Source organism: Pandoraea pneumonica, from assembly GCF_049918595.1.
Classification (GTDB): Bacteria; Pseudomonadota; Gammaproteobacteria; order Burkholderiales; family Burkholderiaceae; genus Pandoraea; species Pandoraea pneumonica_A.
The window spans coordinates 967,474-986,044 of the sequence record NZ_JBNCRZ010000001.1 but is presented as its reverse complement, the minus strand read 5'-3'; the positions used below and the strand labels follow the sequence as shown (position 1 = coordinate 986,044).

Below are 18,571 nucleotides of genomic sequence, written 5' to 3'. Positions count from 1 at the left end.
CCGTTCGACGACTTCAGCGATGCATTCCCGGTCCTCGCCATGGTGCTGCTCACGCTGCTCTCGAACAGCTTCGGCACCGGTATCGCGGGTGGCTTGCTCTGCTACGTGCTGGTGAAGGTGCTGATGGGCCGCTTCAAGGATCTGCCGTGGGGGCTGTACGTGCTGACGCTGCCGCTCGCGTATTACTTCTGGACGGTCGTGGGCCGCCACTAAGCCACGCGGCAACCTCGAACTGACCGCCACGGGCGGGTTTCACGAATTCAATAAGACTGAGCGTTATGACAGAGACACCGGGCCACGTGCCCGCCGCACGCACCGGCGTGCAGATTCAGGAGGCGCATCGCACGTTTTTCCACGCGATGCCGAAGGTCGAATTGCACTGCCACTTGCTGGGCGCGGTGCGTCACGACACGTTCGTGACGCTGGCCGAGAAGTCGAACGCGCCGCTTTCCCGCGAGGAAATCGACGGGTTCTACACGCGTGGCGAAAAGCCTGTGGGCGTGCTGCGTGTGTTGCGCGCACTCGATGAGTATTTGCTGACGACGCCGGACGATTTGCATCGCATCGCCTATGAGTATCTGGCCGATGCCGCCGCACACAACGTGCGCTACAGCGAGTTCTTCTGGAACCCGACGGGCACGGTGCGGACTTCGGGCATTCCGTATGTCGATGCGCAAGACGCGATCGTTGCGGCCATTCGTGACGCCGAGCGCGATCACGGCATCGCTGGTCGGTTGGTGCCGAGCATCGACCGTGAAGCCGATCCGCGCGAAGCCGTCGAGATGGTCGAGTGGATGCGTGCGCATCGTGCCGACGAAGTGATCGGCATCGGTATCGACTATCGCGAGAACGACCGTCCGCCAGAGTTCTTCTGGAAGGCGTATCGCAATGCGCGTCTGGCGGGTTTCAAGACGACGGCGCATGCGGGCGAGTTCGGTACGCCGTGGACGAACGTCGAGACGGCTGTGGAGCTGCTCAAGTGCGATCGCATCGATCATGGCTACACCATCGTCGATGCGCCGGACTTCGCGCGTGAGTGCGCCGAGCGCGGCATCGTCTTTACCGTGGTGCCGACCAACTCGTATTACCTGCGCACACTGACGCCCGAGCGTTGGGCGGAAGATCATCCGATTCGCCGTATGCCGGGGCTGGGTTTGAAGATTCATCCGAACACCGACGATCCGACGCTGCATAAAGTCAATCCGGCGCAGGCGTGGGAGCTGATGTTCAGCCATCTGGGCTTTTCGCTCGATGACTTGCAGACGTTCATGCATAACGGGCTGGACGGTGCATGGATCGACGACAGCACGCGCCGCGCATGGCGCCGCACGTTTGCCGTGGATTTCGATACGGCGCGACGTGCGTTGGAAACCTCACTCGGCGCGTCCAAAGCCTGAGTTACCGTTTTTCCTTGGTCTCACCCGACCTTATGCCGCCTTCGGGCGGCTTTTTTTTGCCCGGCTTTTGCCTGGCATGCGAGCGCTGCGGCCAATAAAAAAGCCACCGGCGTGGGCACACCGGTGGCTTCGCATCGCTTGGGGTCGATGCGTGAGCAACTTCAAGCTGAGGATTACGAGTGGTTATCCGGGTCGACCAGGTTGCGGTCGTTCAACTGTGCGCGCACGTCGGCACGGGTGATGCCGCTGGCCGGGGCGGCCTTGTCCACTTGCGTTTGCGCGGTCAGCGGCGTGCCGGTTTCCACTTGATTCAGTTGGCCGTCGGCGCGGGCTTGGGCGATTTCGCTGCGCACTTCAGCGCGCGAAACTTGGCTTTGGCCGGCGAGTTGTTGCGTGTCGCCGATTTGGTTGTCATAACGAGCGTCGGCGAAAGCAGAGGCCGACACGAATGCGGTAGCAGCAACAACAGCAGCAAGGATACGGGTGTTCATGGTGATACTCCTGTCAATTGATTGTGGTGTTTCGTGTTCAGCTAGCGTTCGGGGCATTTCCGCGGTTTTGCTGCGTTGCGGTGTCCGTCGCGTTGGCATGGAATGAATCTTAGGGAAAACCCGTGGTTTTTTCGCAACTGAGCGTCTACAAAACGCAACCATTCGTCTGATTTGAAAAATCTATTGAAAATCAATGATTTGGCGTCGTTAAACCAGATATATGGCCGTGCACTGACCGGGTTTGGGCGGCGATTTGGCGGGAAATGCCGCTGCGCGCAATAGCCTCTTTGATGCGATGGGGTTTATTGCAAAGTGCGTCGGCAGTAAAGTGACACTCATGAAGTCAGGTCGACGTCGTGGCTCGCAAGGTGCGCCGCACCGCGGACGATATCGGCCCGTACAGGAGCATAAAAATGGCTGCCCTCGGTTCTTTCCTTTTCTTGGCGAGTGTTTCATTGCTCACCGCCGCGTATTTGCGCAGCCGTCAGGAACGTGCCAACCGCTCGCGTCGTCAAGAAGTGCGCATTACGCGCCGTTGATTGCCGAGACGTTGAAGTGATGCCGAACGCCGCACAGTTGTGAAACTGCGCGAGCGTAGATAGGTGTAACCGGTCGATCCGACTGAAGTGACTGGCGCGAGCCGTAGCTCGTGCGGGGTTCATGCAACGTGAACCTCTTGCCATTGATTGCCGATGGCGCGCGATGATTCGATATACGCAATCAATCGCTTCCCCAATTCCCCGATTATTTCGTTTTCAGCAATGCGTCCTTCTCCGGGATCGCGTTTTTCCCACGCGTGCGCAAGCGTAGATTGGCGGCAATGGTGGCGCCCGTCGTGGACGTCGCTTCCGACAGGAGAAATGAAAATGAAACACGCTCTGATCGCTTCGGCCTTTGCTGCCGCTCTGTTGACCGTTGGCGCTGCGCAAGCTGCCGAGAACACCCAGCCGGCACAAGCCGCCCAGCCGCAGCAAACGCAACAAGAAGCGCAAGTGCAGGTGCAGCAACAAGCCCAGCCGGGTCCCGTCGCCGCGCAACAAACCACGACCTTGGCACCGGCGTATGAAGTGCCGGGCCGCGTGAACCGCGCCGGTTCGATCTACTTCGGCCAGTAAGCAGGCAAAAAAGCGGCAAGCCGGGGAGCCATCCTCCGACTTGCCGTGCCGACTTAGTAAGTCTTCTTCATCGCCGCTGCACAGGTGGCCGACAAACAGCCGACGACGAGCACATACACCGCGATCCACCACGGTTTGTGACCGCCGTATTCGAGCAACGTTGCTGCAATAAGCGGCGTGATCGAGCTCGAAACAATCCCCGATACCTGATACACCACCGAGATGCCCGTGTAACGCACACGCGTATCGAACAGCTCGCAGAACATCGAGGCTTCCGGCCCGTAGACGAAGGCGTACACCACGCCCAGCGGCAAGATCACCGCGAGCGATACCCACCAGATGTTCGTCGAGTAATGCATGACGGCCAATGCCGGAATCGACGACACCCCACACGCCAGCGCGCCCCAACCGAACACACGACGACGACCCACCCGGTCGGAGAGTTTCGATGCATAGGGAATGGTCACGACGAGCACCAGCGCTGCGAGGGTGACGGCGACCAGCACCGGTGTCTTCGGGAAGTGCAGCGTCCCCACCAGATATGAAATCGCAAACACGGCGTAGACGTTGAACACGACACCGTCGATGTAGCGCGCGCCCCAGCCGAGCAGCACGTTGCGGCGATAGTCGCGCACGATCTCCGTGAGCGGGACATGTGCGACGTGCTGGCTGTCTTTGATGCGGGCGAATTCGGGCGTCTCGAGCACCTTTAAGCGGATGAACATGCCCACCGCCACCAGCACGAGGCTCAGCATGAACGCGAGCCGCCAGCCCCACGACATGAACTGTGCGTCGGTGAGTGTCGACGAGAGCAGGGCGACCACGCCTGTGGACAGGCATAGCCCGACCGCTAGCCCGATTTGCGGATACGCGGCGAACTGCCCGCGCTTATCGCGTGGCGCGTATTCAAACGCCATCAGCACGGCACCACCCCATTCCCCGCCAAGCCCGATGCCTTGCAACAAGCGCAGAAAGAGCAAGATGAGTGGCGCGGCGATGCCGATGCTGTCGTAGCTCGGCACTAGCCCAACGAGGAAAGTCGACACCCCCATGATCGTGAGTGTGACGATGAGCAACGGTTTGCGCCCGAGTTTGTCGCCGAAGTGCCCGAACAAAATGCCGCCGAGCGGGCGTGTGGCAAAGCCGACGGCGTAGACGGTGTAAGCGAGTGCGGTGGCAACGAAGGCGTCGCCGCTGGGGAAGAAGAGCTTGTTGAAGACGAGTCCTGTGACGGTGCCGTACAGGAAGAAGTCATACCATTCGACGGTCGTGCCGATCAGGCTGGCAAGTGCGACCGTACGCACCGCTTTTTCGGCAGACACGGTATCGGTGCTGCCGATCCCGTTGAGAACCTGTTCCATTGCGCCTCCTGTTGATGCGCCGCGCCGTGGCGGCGCGCTGCGACGCTCCGGTCTGCGCCGGGGCGTCTGTCTCCATGGTTGTCTCGTGACCGCGCGTTGGACCGGCGGCTGTTTTTTCGATAATGGATGTTGCGGGGACTGCGGGTAAATCGGGTAATGCTCAGACCGTCGCGCCGATAAAGTTACGGCCACGGGGTCCGTCGAGTGCGGCGGCAATCATGGCCGTTGACTCTGGCTCGGTGACGCCATAGGCCGAAAACTCCGTGGCGACGCCCAGTCCATTCAGAAACGCGGTGAGCTTTTCGGGCGCACCGGCGACATCGCCGTCGAACACTTGCGCGAGTACGGCGTCGCGATCGGCGCGCCGGCCGACAGCGAGCCGCATGACGGCCGGTAGCGTGAACGAGCAAGCGATGCCGTGCGGCAGCCCGTGACGGATCGTCATGTCGTACGAAATCGAATGGGCGAGGGCGGTCTTCGTATTCGAGAACGCCATGCCGGCACGCAACGCGGCCAACGCCGCCGCGCGACGCAGCCCGGCATCGTCGAGTGCGGCCATGAGTGGCGGCAACACGCGCATCATGTCGCGCGCGGCTGTCACGGCGAAGGTGTCGGAAATTGGATTCGCGTTGACGTTCCAGATGGCTTCTAGCGCGTGAGAGAGCGCATCGAGCCCGCTTTGTAACGTGACGGAACGGGGCAGCGAGCGCGTGAGGAGCGGGTCGACGATGGCGGCTTCGGGCCATGTTTCGGGCAAATGCAGCGAGTATTTCTTGCGCTTCACGTGACGATCCCAAAGCGTCGCCCACGGGGTGACTTCACTGCCGGTGCCTGCGGTCGTCGGTATCGTGATGAGACGTTTGGTGCGTGTCGGTTGGAACGTGCCGTCGGCATCGAGCGCATCCACTAACGTACTGAAGCGATCGTCGTCGCCTGCCACCATCAGCAGCTTGGCCGTGTCGAGCGCGCTGCCGCCGCCAAGTGCCACGATGACCTCGCATTGACCGTAGCGGCGCCAGAAGTCGCCGTACATGGGGGCCAGTTCGCGCACGTCGGGGTTCGGGCTGACCTGATCGATCACGCCGGCGAGACGGCTGCCGAGCAGGGCCTCGATCTGTCCCGTCATTCCCAGGCCGCGGGCTTCGGGCATGGTCACCAGCACGGCGCGGCGCTGGCCGACGAGGGCGGGCAGATGCGCAAGGGCGCCGTCGCCGAAATGGACATCGACAGGGTTGTGAAAGCGCGAGCGTTCGGTCATGGCAAGTGTCGGGGACGATGCCGCACGTATCGCTTCGCACCCTGCGAAGCCATCGGTTGGCGAGAGGTTGTGCTGGAGTATGGTGAGCGCCGTCCCATACTTCAAATTCACATTTTTCTGCTCGTCTATTGATAAAAGCTATGTATGTGGCCGCGATATCCCGTGGTTTTACGAATAAAAACAAGGCGGCTTAAGGTAGTTGCGGCGAATGTTGGGGTTAATCACCGCAGAATTTGCGGTGATTAATTTGCCGCTGCGGCAATTCTTCGCCATCATCGCCGCATGGAACGCGGTGATTGGCTCTATCTCTGGCAGGCCCCCGAATGGCCCGCAATGCGCTACGAGGCGAGTCTCGCGGCGCTGGCGAAATGTTCTTCGGACACGGCGTTACGCGATATCAGGGAACTGCTCGATCGCGGTGTGCTGCGCAAAGGCAGTGGGGCCGGGCGCAATACGTCTTACGAGTTGGCGGACGAATAGTCGTCCTCGTGATCGACACGCGCGTCGACGGTAAAAAGTCGGCGCACCGCTAACGACAGCACCGTCTTTCGGCAGGCATCACCCTCTCTCGTTTCCCTTGGGAGTCGGTAATGCCCTCCGCACGCATCGCGCCGCATCGCGCAAGTCTTGCTCATTCCGCCGGGCGCTCGCCTGTCGATTCATCACGAAACAACCGTACGCATGCGCGGTTCATGCTCAAACACGTGCGGCAGCATGTGCGCGTTCCGCGGCGTAGTGCTATGCGCGACGCGCCTCGGATAGGCGCAACACCGACGGCACAAGGCGCCAGCGCCAGCGCGGCCGCCAAGGCGCTCCTGTTCGGCATGTGCTTTCTCGGCGCACAAGTTTGTCGGGCGCAGCTGCCGGAGACGGCCCCTCGCGATACCCACGTGCGCACCGCCGACATCGATCGTGCGCTCGCGTCGCTGCTGCCGCCATCGCCCGCCGCGCAGCAATGCCCGGCATCATCCGTGTCCGCATCGTCGGGCAGCCACCTCGTCAACGTGGCGACGTTCACCGAGTGGGTGAGCGATCGGATCTCGTATGGATGTCCGCGTGCGCCGCTGCAATGCGCCGGCGAGCCTCCCGCGCCCTGCGTGACCGACGCGTTGCCCACACAGGACGATGTGCTTCACGCCGCGTTGCGCGCCGCGCCGTCAGCGGAAACCGACCGCGCGTCGCCCTCGCAGCGAGACGCCACGGCTCGGCGGCTCGTATCGCGTGTCGACCCGGTGATGGCACGGTCCGACGCGCGCGCGGTGCGCTTTGGCAGCCTTGACTGGGCGCTGGCGCGCATCGGCGACGCGCTGACCGGTGACGAGTCGAGCAACTGGGCCACGAGCGAGTTGGTTGCCGTCGCACTCGCGATGCTTCCCGAGCGTCACGATACCCGTGCTAGCGCGACGTTCTTTTCGCGCTTCATGCCTATCGTCACGCGCATGGCGCTTGCGAACGATGTCATCGAGCCGCATGAGGCAGAACGCCTCGATACTCGGACCCGCGCGCGCGTCATCGCTTACTTCCGATGGCGCATGCAAGACGCGCTTGGACAAGGAGAGCGCCTCGCGGCTGCCGCCAACTTGCTGCCGACCCGCCGTGACGTCGCTCGCGAACAGGTGGCGTCCGCCGGTGTGCCACCCGACGTCGCAGTACACGTCAAGTCGCATAAAGTCTTCGTCGCACTCTGGAACGGCGCTGTCTACCCGATCGTTTTCCGCCCGTGTATGGGCGCACCGGGAACCTACACACCCGTCGAATTGCTGATGCACGACTGCCTGAGCGACCTCAAGCGCGACGCGCCGCAGTACTACGCCCGGCTGTCCGATGCCGACGTGACACACAACCGCATTACCGAGTTGTTCGAGGCACGCTATGCCACGGCAATTCCTACACTCGCGCACACGTTTCTGATGCCCATGCTGCAAGCGCGCATCGACACCTTGAACGACACCGACCGCGCCATCTGGCGATGCGGCGACTGGACACTCCATCGCGCCATGGGAACGCCTGCGATGCAACCCGTGCCGGACGATGCGGGCGGCGTGCTGGGTGTTGTGCTGCCCGATGAAGCGGCGAGCAAAGCCGACGAGATCCAGCACTTCACCTTGCTGATGTCGATTCAACATCCTTCGGGAGCGGGGGCAGGGCAGACACGACACTACTTGATTACGCCGTCGACACTGCAAGTGGTTCGGCTTAACGGCGATCTGGCTGCGCGACTCAATAGTGGCGAAGCACCGTTTGTCGCCGTACCTCGCGAAGCTGGCGGCCCCCGTGATCGCAGCGGCCGGGCGATGTGCGTCGACACGGTCACGCGCGCGGCGTGCGGCGCGACAGTGCCGGCCACGCAGGGCGCCGCTGAGATTCTGGCAGCGCCATTTCATGCGTTGCACGATGCTGCATTCGCGATGACGGCGACGGAGGCTGAACATGCCGCGCGTCGTGAAGCGTTGCTCGGTCTGCTGCCGTTCTATCGCTGCGTGCAGGACGTGCGCGCGGCAAGACAGGCCACCGTGTTCGATTGCGCGACGGATCTGCTGGGGCTCCTCCCGTTGGCAGATGCCGGACTCGATGCGTCACTCTCGGCGATGCACCTGCTCACGGCGCTCGGCCCAGACGAGTGGCTCGCGTGGTCGGAACAATTGATGGTGCGCGGCCTGCCAGCGTTGCGCGAGAACACGCCCGCGCAACTGGCGCATTGGCTCGATGTGGCGGCTCGTGATGGGATGCGGCTCGCCGGCGAGTCTGCCCGCTTGTTCGATCCCGGTTTCGCCGCGATGTGGCATCTGAGCACCGGTGTGGCGGGCAGTGCAGAGGCATTGTTCGAACGGCTCGCGCGAATGCCCCTGTTGCGTCGCCACCTGCCGGCACTGCGCGCGCGACTGGACGCGCTACCCGTAGCTTCGGAATCGCGCTTGTTGAACCAGCTATGTCGATCGCGGCGCAGTCCGACAAGTGTCGGTGGGGCCTGCTCGCAACTGAGCGGCTTTGGCGGTTATGTCCGGCCGTATCCCCACAGCGGAGGAGAGACGCGCTTCCAATTCGATGCGGGCTCGCAGACATTCGAGAGGTTCAACAGCCACGACGCGGCCATGCGAACCGTCGTGGTGGACGACATGACCGACGGCGGCGAACTGGCGGAGCGTGAATATCTGCTTATCGGCGACCACGTGGTCTGGCGTCACATCGATGCGCAGCGCGGACCGGCCACGTCGGGTAAGCGCGCACGGCCGGGCGCTTATGACTTCCTCATGTCGCTGAGCGCAGCGTTCGGTAAGGACCCCCGTTATGTCGTCGTCGACGTGCCCGTCGTCACGACGGGCGGGCACGAGCGCACACTACAAATCGCCGCGCGCTACGCCACTTTTGCGGATCAACGCGGATGCCGTTCTAGCCTCGTGCAGGTGCAGGGCGCGGACTACGTGTTCAAAATCGACCGAGGATGGGAAGGATCGCCGGTCGCTGAATCTCCGATCACGGTGTATAAGGCCACGGAGGCGGACGTCAACGCTTACAAGCAGTTCATGGCGCTGTTGCGCACTCCGTATGAAGGCGAAATCGTCTTGCACGAGGGCGTGCCGCAGTACCAACTCGTGGCATCGATGCCGCGGCTCGTGCAAGCGCGAATCAAGCGAATGACCTTACGCATGCAAAGGGTGCAGCACGACGCCCTGATCGTGCTGAGGGATCCGATGCGCCTGCCTGAAGTGGAGCTGCTGTTGCAGCGCTTTACGCCTCTCGCGCAGGTGGCGACGCTGCACCGTGCGTTAATCGAGGCGATCGAAGCGATGACGAACGTCACGCCGAGATTGATTCAGCACTACCGGACGCGTATTGCCGTCGCCTTGATGGTGGACCCCGCATTGCCCGCGACGGCCACCGTCAACGGACTCAGCCTGCCGCTTTCCTACAAGCGTGCCAACGTGCCGGTGATTTATCTGAACGAACTGGGACTGGATTCGCGCACGACGGAGAGCCTTGCGGGTGTACTGCTTCAGCAGATGACGCGGGCGTCGCTTGGCGCGTTAAATCAGTTGGCGCAGGCGCCGGAATTACCTGCGACGCTCGCCGAGTTTGGCGGATTGGCGGACTTGAGCCCATTGCTCGCCGTCGCCCATTCGGTGCCGCCCGACGTGCTGGTGAGGCATGCGCCGACGCTAGAACAGTTGATCTTTCTGAGCGCCTATTTGCACAACCCGATGCGGGCAGACGGGGTCAGAAGTTTCTCTTGGGCATCGACCGATTCGTACTGGCGGATGACACTGCCAGACGGCGGCGGGCTCAGTTGAGTCGGGCGAAGGCCGGGGTGCCGGCCTTCGCGATGCACGACGCTGTTAGTACTGATTCGTCAGCTCAAATACTGGCTCGAGAACAACACCACGGCCGACGCCACAAGGCAGTAAATGCCGAACAGATACCAGCGGCCGTGTTCGAGCCAGCGCGAGAGCCAGCGCAGTGCGATCAGACCGGCGAAGAAGCTGAACACCATACCGACGAGACACGGCGTAAGCACCGCCATGAAGTGACCCGAGAGGGCCTGCGCGGCGCCCGACTTGTACAGGCGATACGCTTCTTTCACGATGACCGGCGGGGTGAGCACCACGGCCAGCGCGAAGCTGAATTCTTCGACGCGAATCTTGTCGAGGCCGCGCAACATGCCGGTCGAAATGGTCGAGCCCGAGCGCGAGAAGCCACGGAACGGCAGGCAAATGCCCTGCACTGCGCCGATCCATGCCGAGTCGGCCGCACGCATCGGACGGTCGCCCATCGGCGGACGCTTGCGGCCCGCAATCAGGATCAGGATGCCCGCCATCGCGAGGCCCGCCGAGATGATGTACAAGTTGCCGAACAGATGCTCGATCTCGGAGTGCTGCGTGCCGCGCATGAGCACCTTCTCGATGAACAACATCAACGCGATACCGATCACACCGGTGAATGCCGTAGCGACGATCACCTGCTTGGCGTTGTGGATGAAGTCGCGGCGCGACGAGAAATAACGCTCGCGCCACGACTTCCAGAAATACACGATCACTGCCAGCATCGTGCCGGTGTGCAACATCACCAGCAACAGCGTCATTTCAGGGGCGGTCGGGTCGAGACCCATCAGCTTCTCGGCCATGATGACGTGTGCGGAGCTGGAAACGGGCAACAGTTCTGCCACGCCCTGCACAATCGCGAGCACCAGCACTTGCAAATAGTCCATGCGCAATCCTTGGGAAATGGGCAAGCACACTACGCTGCCATCATGTCGTTTTTGTGACAGTCATATGACGGCGTCGCCGATCCCTGCCCCCGACCGGCTGCCGCGCATGATAACCCGGCAGAATTGGCTTTGAATGAGGGTTTTGCGCGACGCCGGAACGTTGCGCAAAACGACAACGGGCGACGTTGCCGTCACCCGTTGTATCTGTCGAAACCGCCTGAGAGCGTCGGTCGGGACGTGCCTAGTGGCGCGTCTCGTCACGCACTCATATGCGCACTCATATGCGCGCTCAAATACGCGCGAGCGCCTGATCCAGATCGGCCAGCAAGTCGTCGATATGTTCGATACCGATCGACAGGCGTACTGTTTCTTCGCTCACGCCCGCGCGGCGCAGTTCTTCAGGCGAGAGTTGGCGGTGCGTGGTCGATGCCGGGTGAGTGGCCAGCGACTTGGCGTCGCCGATGTTCACCAGTCGCGTGAAGAGTTGCAGCGCGTCTTGGAATGCTGCGCCGCCCGTACGGCCGCCCTTCACGCCGAACGTCAGAATGCCGGGGCCGCGCCCCGAGAGGTACTTCTGCACGAGCGCGTTGTCCGGATGCTCCGGCAGACCGGCGTAATTCACCCATTCCACCTTCGGATGCTTCTTGAGGAACTGCGCCACCTTCAGCGCATTCTCGGTGATGCGGTCCAGGCGCAGCGCCAGCGTCTCGATACCCTGCAAGATCTGGAACGCGTTGAACGGCGAGATGGCCGCACCGGTGTTGCGCAGCGGCACGACGCGCGCGCGTCCGATGTAGGCCGCGGGGCCGAAGGCTTCCGTATAAACCACGCCGTGATAGCTCACGTCCGGCTCGTTCAGGCGGTTGAAGCGGGTCTTATGTTCGGCCCACGGAAATTTACCGGAATCGACGATGGCGCCGCCTAAGCTCGTACCGTGACCGCCGAGATACTTGGTTAGCGAGTGCACGACGATGTCGGCCCCATGCTCGAACGGACGCAGCAGATACGGCGATGGCACGGTGTTGTCGATGATGAGCGGAATGCCGTGGCGATGCGCGATGTCGGCGAGCTTGGCGATGTCGGTGATATTGCCCAGCGGGTTGCCCACGGACTCGGCGAAGATCGCTTTGGTGCGGTCGTCGATCAGTGCCTCGAACGATTCGGGTTCGCGAGGATCGGCAAAGCGTGTGGTGATGCCCGAGAGCGGCAGCGTGTGCGCGAGCAGGTTGTATGTGCCGCCGTAAAGCGTGCTCGCCGACACGATGTTGTCGCCCGCCTCGGCAATGGTCTGAATCGCGTACGTGACGGCCGCCTGACCCGATGCGAGGGCCAATGCCGCCACACCACCCTCGAGGGCGGCGACGCGCTGTTCCAGCACGTCCTGCGTCGGATTCATGATGCGGGTGTAGATGTTGCCGGGCACCTTCAGGTCGAACAGGTCGGCGCCGTGCTGTGTGTCGTCGAAGGCAAAGGCCACCGTCTGATAGATCGGTACGGCTGCCGCGCGCGTGGTCGGGTCGGGGCGATAGCCACCGTGCACGGCCAGCGTCTCGAGGCGCCATTTCGGGGCTTGTGCGGTGTCTTCGGCTTGCTGCGTCTTGTCGGTCATGTTGCTTGTCTCCGGATAAACATGACGTTCCACACATGGAACGGTTTGATGAGCAGGTTGCTTAGGTATCCGATGACATTCTAATGGGGCGCCCCGGGGTGGCTTATCTCTGATCGGCACATGCTTAGCGCCGCTCGCGCGCAACGATTCGTAATATGACGCGCGTGGGCGCTTACGTTTGGCATCGAGACGGCTGGATATACTCGGTTCACCCTGTATTTACCCTGCTCCGGAGCCGCACGATCATGATGGTTCGTTCCGCACGATTTACCCGCTTCAGTGCCCGTCACGGTGCCCGTGCAGTGGCGCGTTGTGCGTTGGTGTTCGCCTGCTTGGCAGGGGGATGGTCGGTGGCAGCGCACGCGCAGGAAAAGGTGAGCATTGCTTCGCTGGACACCGACAACACCGGTAAGCCGGTGATGCTCGACGCGTATCTCTTTCGGGCGACCAACGCGAACGGGCCGACGCCCGCTGTCGTGTTCATGCACGGCTGCAACGGGATGCTGACGCGCAAAGGCAAGATCGACAGCCGCGAGCTCGACTGGGCGCATCGGTTCAACGCGTTGGGCTACACGGTGCTCGCGGTCGATAGCTTCACCTCGCGTGGACAAGCCAGCGAGTGCCGGGGCGGGGGAGACGTACGACCGTCGGTAGAGCGCCCGCGCGACGCGTATGGAGCGTTGCGGTATTTGCAACAGTTGCCCGGCATCGCGCCGAATCGTATTGCCCTGATGGGCTGGTCGCATGGCGGCGGCACGGTGCTGTTCTCGGTGGGGCCGCGCGGCCCGGGGCAAGCGCCTGTGGCGACGTCGGCACAGGCCGCCCCGGTGCCGTCCAAGGCCCCTGACTTTGCAGCCGCTGTTGCGTTCTATCCGGGCTGGTGCAATACGAAGGCGCAGGGCGCCGACTGGACGACGCGTATCCCGGTGCTGGTATTGATCGGGGCCGACGACGTATGGTCGAAGCCGGTACCGTGCGATGCCTTCATCAAGGACGTCACGGCCAAGGGTGCGCCCGTGACCTTCCACATGTACCCGGGCGCGTATCACGACTTCGATTACCCGAACCTGCCGCTGCGCGAGCGGCCCGAGTTCACCAACCCGAAAACGCATATCGTGCCGATCACCGGCACGCAGCCGGAAGCACGCGACGATGCGATCGAGCGCGTCACGGCATTTCTTGCGAAGGTATTGGCTTCCTGAATTTCGGAGGCACCCGATTCGGTGCCAAATCACGATCGCTTGAGGGGGAGGCCCGCTGGACGGGCCTCTGCGAGCCATTCGGGCTAGGTTATGCACTGGGTATCCACAGGATACTCACCGCAAACCCCCGACATTCCCACAGCTAATCCACAGAGAAATGCCGAGTTATCCATGGCATATCCACAGCCTATACAGGGCTTATCCACGCGATATCCACTGGAATTTGCCTGCTTATCCCTGGGTTATCCCGTGGGTATCCCCCGACTGTCCACAGACTTGTCCCCCGAGCAATCACAGCTTGTTCACCGGGTTATCGACAGACTTGTCCACAGGAGGGGCGGATTTTCCCGATGAGGTTTCGCCCGCACAAAACAAAATCGGCCGCTGAATTGCGGCCGATTTGTTATCGGTAGTGCTCGGTGGCGGAAGCCCGGAGTCGCAGCGTGCCTAACGCAGACACCGGCTCACGGACCTAGGCCACATGCGATTAGCTGCCGAAGTAAGTGCTACCTGCGCTGGCGACGTTGGTCACCGAACCTGCCATCACCGGCTGTGCGGCACCGCCCACCTTGGCAACCGTCGTCGGGTAGACCGAGTCGTGTTGTTCGAGCAGACCGGCTTGTTGGGCTTGGATCAGTTCCGTACGGACCTGTGCGCGGCTCACGGCGCTAGTTTGCGGAACCCATGCGAATTCCGAAGGACCTTCGAAGGCGTCGCTAGCAAAGGCCGAACCGGCCGACACAGCAAGCATTGCGGAAACCAGAGCCGAGGTAATAAGAGTGCGTTTCATGATGTTTTCTCCTGTCGTTTGAACGTTGGCGGTGTTCGTTTCACCGTCGACAGTTGCAGTCTATTGCTGCCATCAATCGCAATAAAGTCGATAATTGTCTATTTTGAATTGCTATTTCAGAAATAATGTGCGCAAGCCAAGGCGGGCCACAAACGACACCGCCGCCCGGGCGTGAGCCTCGGGCGGCGGTGGGAGATGCAATCGGCGAATGACGCCTTAGCGCGCCGTATCAACTAACGACTTAAGCGTCGTCGTCGAGCCAAGGCACTTCCACGTCGGTCAGGAACGCGACCATGGCGAGCGGGCGGGCTTCGTGATGCCCCAGCTTGCCGTCGGCGCGATGCCACTCGACCTGGAACGTCTCGGGATACTTGTCGGCGCGAAGCTGCACGGTGCGCAGCTCTTCTTCGTCAGCCTCTTCGATGGGACCGTCGAACGACAGCACCAGCGACTGCGGCCACACACCGTCTTCCGGGTCGTAAATCTTGTCGCCACCCGGCACATCCACAACTGCGTCGACGCCGATCGTCTTCGACGCCGCCACAATCATCTCGCCAAGTGCGCGCAGCAAGGCAGTGGCGCGCGCGGAGTTGATCTGACGCATGGCGAGGTCGCCGCGCGTCAGGGCTTGTTCCAGCTTGGGATCGGTTTTTTGTTTGGTCATGCGGGTCCTCGGTAAAACGTTAGTCACCACGCAGCGCGGCGAGTGATGCCACTTCCGACTCCAGCGGCGTGCGTGGGGTTCCGATGCTACCACCGTCGCGCGCGCCGGGGCGCATTACAATGCGGCTTTCGTCATTTGTCTTACCCCGGGTGCAGGCGATTCCTAGCTTGCACCGTCAGGAGCCGTCATGGATTCGCCCAAGCAAGATCAAGCCCCGCAAGCCAACCCCCACGCGCCCAGCGAGACGTATGCGCGTCTGCTCGGCGAGACCGCCAAAATCGACTGGAAGGATCTGGAGTCGTTCTTTGCGCGCGGCGTGCTGCTTTATGTGGCGCCCGGCGTCGATCTCGTGTCGGTCGCCGAAGCTGTGGCCAACGACGATGCGCCGGTCGTCACGCAGTGGCTCTCATCGGGCATGGTCGAACGCATGCAAGCCGCTCAGGCCAGCGATTTCGCGGCCCGCACGCCCGAATTGTGGGCCGTCGTGGTGGCACCGTGGGTGCTCGTGCAGGAACGCTCGATCAAGGCCTGATCCTACTATTCCGTAATGCCCGCTTCGTGCAGGCGCCGCGTGCAGTCTTCCAACAAGTCTTGCGCGACCGCTGACGCATAGGCGTAGTCCGCGTCGAGCGACTCCGTCATCTCATGTGCCGTGTACAAGCCCGCTTCGCGCGAGAGTGTGCCGGCCAGTTCGCGCGCAAAGTCGTCGCTCAATTCCGAGAGCACGCGCCGCTCGGCCATCGGCAATTGCAGCTTCGAGCGCGAGAGCCACAACTGCGCGAGCGAAGCCCCCTGTTTGTCGGTCATCCACTGTCCGTGTTCGTAGTACGCCGACAGCCGCTCGGCTGTCAGCGCGAACAGCAGCGCGCGACGGGTGTTGAAGTTCAGACGAATCGGTGTGGGTTCCGGCATGACGGGTGCACTCTCTGATGAATGGGGAGCAAGGGCGCGAGGGCGCAAAGGTATCACGCGAACAGCCGCAACAGCGCAGTGCGCGCGTGGCGGATCAGTTCGGTCTCGTCGGCGCGCCCGGGCAGCAAATGGAATTCTGCGCGCGGCAGCGGCGGCAGTCCGAGCGACGGCGGGCAGACGACCAGGTCGGACGTCAGCGCCGATTCGTTGAGGCACGAAATGCCGAGTCCCGCGCCCAGTGCCAGTTGCATACCGGCGACGCCTGCCGCCGAGTGCGACACGCGATACGGCACCTTGTGCCGCTCCAGCACGCTGAGCACCAGACTTTGCAGCGCGCACGACGGCGGCAAGGTGACCAGCGGCAGCGGTTCGCCCAGCGGCTCGGCGAGCGTCGACGACATCGCCCAGACCAGCCGCTCGCGCCGCACCAGCGTGCCGGGCGTGCGGTAGCCCAGCGCCTTCGCGCCCTTGCCGACATCCTCGTTCATCAACCGCAATGCCAGCCCGACATCGAAATGCTCACCGGTCAGCGCGGTGCGCTCGATCTGTGCGCTCTGCATGGCGCTCACATGCAATCGCAGGCGCGGGTACAAACTCGCGAAGCGCTTGAGCACGCGGCCCACATCGTGCGGACGGTAGTAATCGGTGATGGCAATGCGCAACTCGCCGTCGAGCAAGACACCTTGCAAGTCTTCGAACGCTGCCTCGGAGAGCGCCGAGATTTGTCGTGCGTAGGCGATCAGGCGTGTGCCGGCAGGCGTCGGGCGCATGCCCTTACGCGAGCGCACCAACAGCGGCTGACCCGCGCGTTCTTCCAGTTTCTTGAGTTGTTCGCTGACCGTCGATTGCGATAAGAAGATCAGTTCGGCGGCGGCCGAAATGCTGCCCGCATCGTGAATCGCGATGAAGGTACGTAACTGCGTGAGGTCGAAGGCACGGGCGTTCATGACGGCTCCCGAGTGGGCGGTGTCGCGGAGATCCGGCCGATCCGATGGCGCGCAGGATAGATGATCCGGAAAACACGATATAAGGCATCGAATTTTCCCGCTTTTCCGATGGATTGTCTATCCGTACGATGCGTAGCATCCCTCGGCTTCTGCTGCGTCCTACAGGGCGCGCACCGTGTCACTCATGAACGATCGCCTATCGTGTACCGTCGCGCCGCCTGGCCCGGCTATCCCGCTTCCCATTGCTGACGTGGCACCGAAGACGTTGCCGCCTGCCGATGCAGGACTGTCACGCGGCGCAGCCCGCCCGCTCGGCCGTGAACACCGTTGGAAGGTGCTTGGCGTGGGCGTGGCGGCCAACGCCAGCTTTGCTGCTGCGATGGGGGGCATTCCGGCTACAGCGGTGCAGATGCGCAGCGCCTACGCGCTCGCCAACGGCGATCTCGGTCTGGTGCTCGGCATGATCGGGTTGGGCATCGCAGTATCCGAACTGCCGTGGGGCATGCTCACCGACCGCTGGGGCGACCGGCGCGTGCTGCTCGTCGGGCTGTTGGTAACGGCAGCGGCGCTGCTCGCCATGGGCGTCTGGGTAGTGCCGACGCCGCGATATGTGCCACCGATGCCGCTGTTGGCCGCGGGCATGCTCGCTATCGGCATGCTCGGTGGCAGCGTGAACGGATCTAGCGGCCGCGCCGTCATGCGCTGGTTTCACGACGGCGAGCGCGGCCTGGCGATGAGTGTGCGGCAATGCGCCGTACCGCTTGGCGGGGGCATCGGCGCCATGCTTTTACCGGGCGCAGCGTTGCATTTCGGCTTTAGCGTGGCGTTTTTCGGGCTGGCAGCCGCTTGTGTTGCCGCAACGGCTATGGCTTGGCTGTGGCTGCTCGAACCGCCGGAAGAGGCGCACGAGGCACCGCATGCCGCACAGCTTTCGCCGGCGCAGAGCGGCACTGGCACGAACACGGCGGTGAAGTACTCGCCGCTGCGCGACGCGCGTTTGCTGAGTACGGCGTTGGGGATGGCAGTGCTTGCGATGCCGCAAATCGCTGTGCTGACGTTCGGCACGGTGTTTCTTCACGACTTCGCGCATGTGAGCGTGATGACGATTTCGCTCACGCTCGGCGCGGTGCAAACCGGGGCGGCGCTCACGCGTGTCTGGAGCGGGCGCTATACCGACAAGCGCCGCAATCGCCCGCAGTATCTTCGTGCGTGCACGGTCACCGTAGGGGTTGTCTTTGCGCTCTTGGCCGCGCTCGTCGCAGCCCTCACGTTGCACCCGGCCTGGCTCGCACACGGCACACCGTGGCTCATCGCCTTGCTGATCGCGGGCGGCGTGGTGGCATCGGCGTGGCATGGCGTGGCGTTCACCGAACTGGCGACGCTTGCCGGGGCGTCGCGCGCAGGGACGGCGCTTGGTATCGGCAACACCGGCGTGTTCATGACGATGTTCCTCACGCCGTTGTCGATCCCCTTGCTGCTCTCGCTGGGCGGTTGGGCGTTGGTGTGGGCGGGCGGGCTGTTATGCGCAGCGCTCGCGTGGCCACTGTTCGTGTGGTCGCATCGCGAGCGTGTAACGACGTAGTGTGAACGCCGCGCGAAAGGCGACCACCGACGGCCGCCAG

At 62.8% G+C, this 18,571-nt stretch carries 16 protein-coding genes; 7 read left to right on the top strand and 9 right to left on the bottom strand.

Annotated features, from left to right (window positions below):
• Positions 1–278: 278 nt before the first annotated feature.
• Entirely contained in the window at positions 279–1,397 is a 1,119-nt protein-coding gene (locus ACPWR9_RS04620; protein ID WP_426296273.1) for an adenosine deaminase family protein, read from the top strand.
• Between the two features lie 173 nt (positions 1,398–1,570).
• On the opposite strand, the gene ACPWR9_RS04615 is transcribed toward ACPWR9_RS04620, so the two are convergent.
• A complete protein-coding gene (locus ACPWR9_RS04615) occupies positions 1,571–1,888 on the bottom strand; it encodes a DUF4148 domain-containing protein (protein ID WP_174987930.1) in 318 nt (105 codons plus the stop codon).
• Positions 1,889–2,754: 866 nt separating this feature from the next.
• Between ACPWR9_RS04615 and ACPWR9_RS04610 the strand changes: the two genes are divergently transcribed.
• Positions 2,755–3,003 carry a hypothetical protein gene (locus tag ACPWR9_RS04610; RefSeq protein WP_426296274.1) on the top strand — a complete coding sequence of 83 codons (249 nt, stop codon included), beginning with the start codon at positions 2,755–2,757 and terminating at the stop codon, positions 3,001–3,003.
• 53 nt (positions 3,004–3,056) lie between these two features.
• Here the strand turns inward: ACPWR9_RS04610 and ACPWR9_RS04605 are convergent, their stop codons facing one another.
• Positions 3,057–4,364, bottom strand: coding sequence for an MFS transporter (locus ACPWR9_RS04605; RefSeq protein ID WP_426296275.1), 1,308 nt, complete (start codon positions 4,362–4,364; stop codon positions 3,057–3,059).
• Positions 4,365–4,524: 160 nt separating this feature from the next.
• Complete coding sequence (gene psrA / locus ACPWR9_RS04600; protein ID WP_426296276.1) at positions 4,525–5,622, bottom strand: iron-containing alcohol dehydrogenase PsrA; 1,098 nt, start codon at positions 5,620–5,622, stop codon at positions 4,525–4,527.
• 282 nt (positions 5,623–5,904) lie between these two features.
• Between psrA and ACPWR9_RS04595 the strand changes: the two genes are divergently transcribed.
• Positions 5,905–6,102: a hypothetical protein gene (locus ACPWR9_RS04595; RefSeq protein ID WP_426296647.1), complete on the top strand. Its 198-nt coding sequence runs from the start codon at positions 5,905–5,907 to the stop codon at positions 6,100–6,102.
• A 260-nt stretch (positions 6,103–6,362) separates the two neighbouring features.
• Complete coding sequence (locus ACPWR9_RS04590; RefSeq protein WP_426296277.1) at positions 6,363–9,911, top strand: hypothetical protein; 3,549 nt, start codon at positions 6,363–6,365, stop codon at positions 9,909–9,911.
• A 59-nt stretch (positions 9,912–9,970) separates the two neighbouring features.
• On the opposite strand, the gene ACPWR9_RS04585 is transcribed toward ACPWR9_RS04590, so the two are convergent.
• Both ACPWR9_RS04585 and ACPWR9_RS04580 read right to left on the bottom strand, forming a co-directional pair.
• Positions 9,971–10,825 (bottom strand): undecaprenyl-diphosphate phosphatase, encoded by an 855-nt coding sequence (locus tag ACPWR9_RS04585; protein ID WP_426296278.1) that lies wholly within the window; start codon positions 10,823–10,825, stop codon positions 9,971–9,973.
• A 289-nt stretch (positions 10,826–11,114) separates the two neighbouring features.
• On the bottom strand, positions 11,115–12,434 hold the full coding sequence (locus ACPWR9_RS04580; protein ID WP_426296279.1) for an O-acetylhomoserine aminocarboxypropyltransferase/cysteine synthase family protein: 1,320 nt from the start codon (positions 12,432–12,434) through the stop codon (positions 11,115–11,117).
• 245 nt (positions 12,435–12,679) lie between these two features.
• Here ACPWR9_RS04580 and ACPWR9_RS04575 point away from each other — a divergent pair, with 245 nt between their 5' ends.
• Complete coding sequence (locus ACPWR9_RS04575) at positions 12,680–13,636, top strand: dienelactone hydrolase family protein (protein ID WP_426296280.1); 957 nt, start codon at positions 12,680–12,682, stop codon at positions 13,634–13,636.
• A 487-nt stretch (positions 13,637–14,123) separates the two neighbouring features.
• Here ACPWR9_RS04575 and ACPWR9_RS04570 read toward each other — a convergent pair whose 3' ends face one another.
• Together ACPWR9_RS04570 and ACPWR9_RS04565 are read right to left on the bottom strand one after the other, a co-directional pair.
• Positions 14,124–14,426 carry a DUF4148 domain-containing protein gene (locus ACPWR9_RS04570; protein WP_087690501.1) on the bottom strand — a complete coding sequence of 101 codons (303 nt, stop codon included), beginning with the start codon at positions 14,424–14,426 and terminating at the stop codon, positions 14,124–14,126.
• Between the two features lie 241 nt (positions 14,427–14,667).
• Positions 14,668–15,090 carry a hypothetical protein gene (locus ACPWR9_RS04565; protein WP_150679534.1) on the bottom strand — a complete coding sequence of 141 codons (423 nt, stop codon included), beginning with the start codon at positions 15,088–15,090 and terminating at the stop codon, positions 14,668–14,670.
• 187 nt (positions 15,091–15,277) lie between these two features.
• On the opposite strand from ACPWR9_RS04565, the gene ACPWR9_RS04560 reads away from it, so the two are divergent.
• Positions 15,278–15,622, top strand: coding sequence for a DUF2288 domain-containing protein (locus tag ACPWR9_RS04560; protein ID WP_426296281.1), 345 nt, complete (start codon positions 15,278–15,280; stop codon positions 15,620–15,622).
• 5 nt (positions 15,623–15,627) lie between these two features.
• Here ACPWR9_RS04560 and ACPWR9_RS04555 read toward each other — a convergent pair whose 3' ends face one another.
• Together ACPWR9_RS04555 and ACPWR9_RS04550 are read right to left on the bottom strand one after the other, a co-directional pair.
• Positions 15,628–16,002: a hypothetical protein gene (locus ACPWR9_RS04555; RefSeq protein WP_150679536.1), complete on the bottom strand. Its 375-nt coding sequence runs from the start codon at positions 16,000–16,002 to the stop codon at positions 15,628–15,630.
• A 53-nt stretch (positions 16,003–16,055) separates the two neighbouring features.
• Positions 16,056–16,949 carry a LysR family transcriptional regulator gene (locus ACPWR9_RS04550; RefSeq protein ID WP_426296282.1) on the bottom strand — a complete coding sequence of 298 codons (894 nt, stop codon included), beginning with the start codon at positions 16,947–16,949 and terminating at the stop codon, positions 16,056–16,058.
• A 184-nt stretch (positions 16,950–17,133) separates the two neighbouring features.
• Between ACPWR9_RS04550 and ACPWR9_RS04545 the strand changes: the two genes are divergently transcribed.
• Positions 17,134–18,531 (top strand): MFS transporter, encoded by a 1,398-nt coding sequence (locus ACPWR9_RS04545; protein WP_426296283.1) that lies wholly within the window; start codon positions 17,134–17,136, stop codon positions 18,529–18,531.
• The last annotated feature ends 40 nt before the right edge of the window (positions 18,532–18,571 follow it).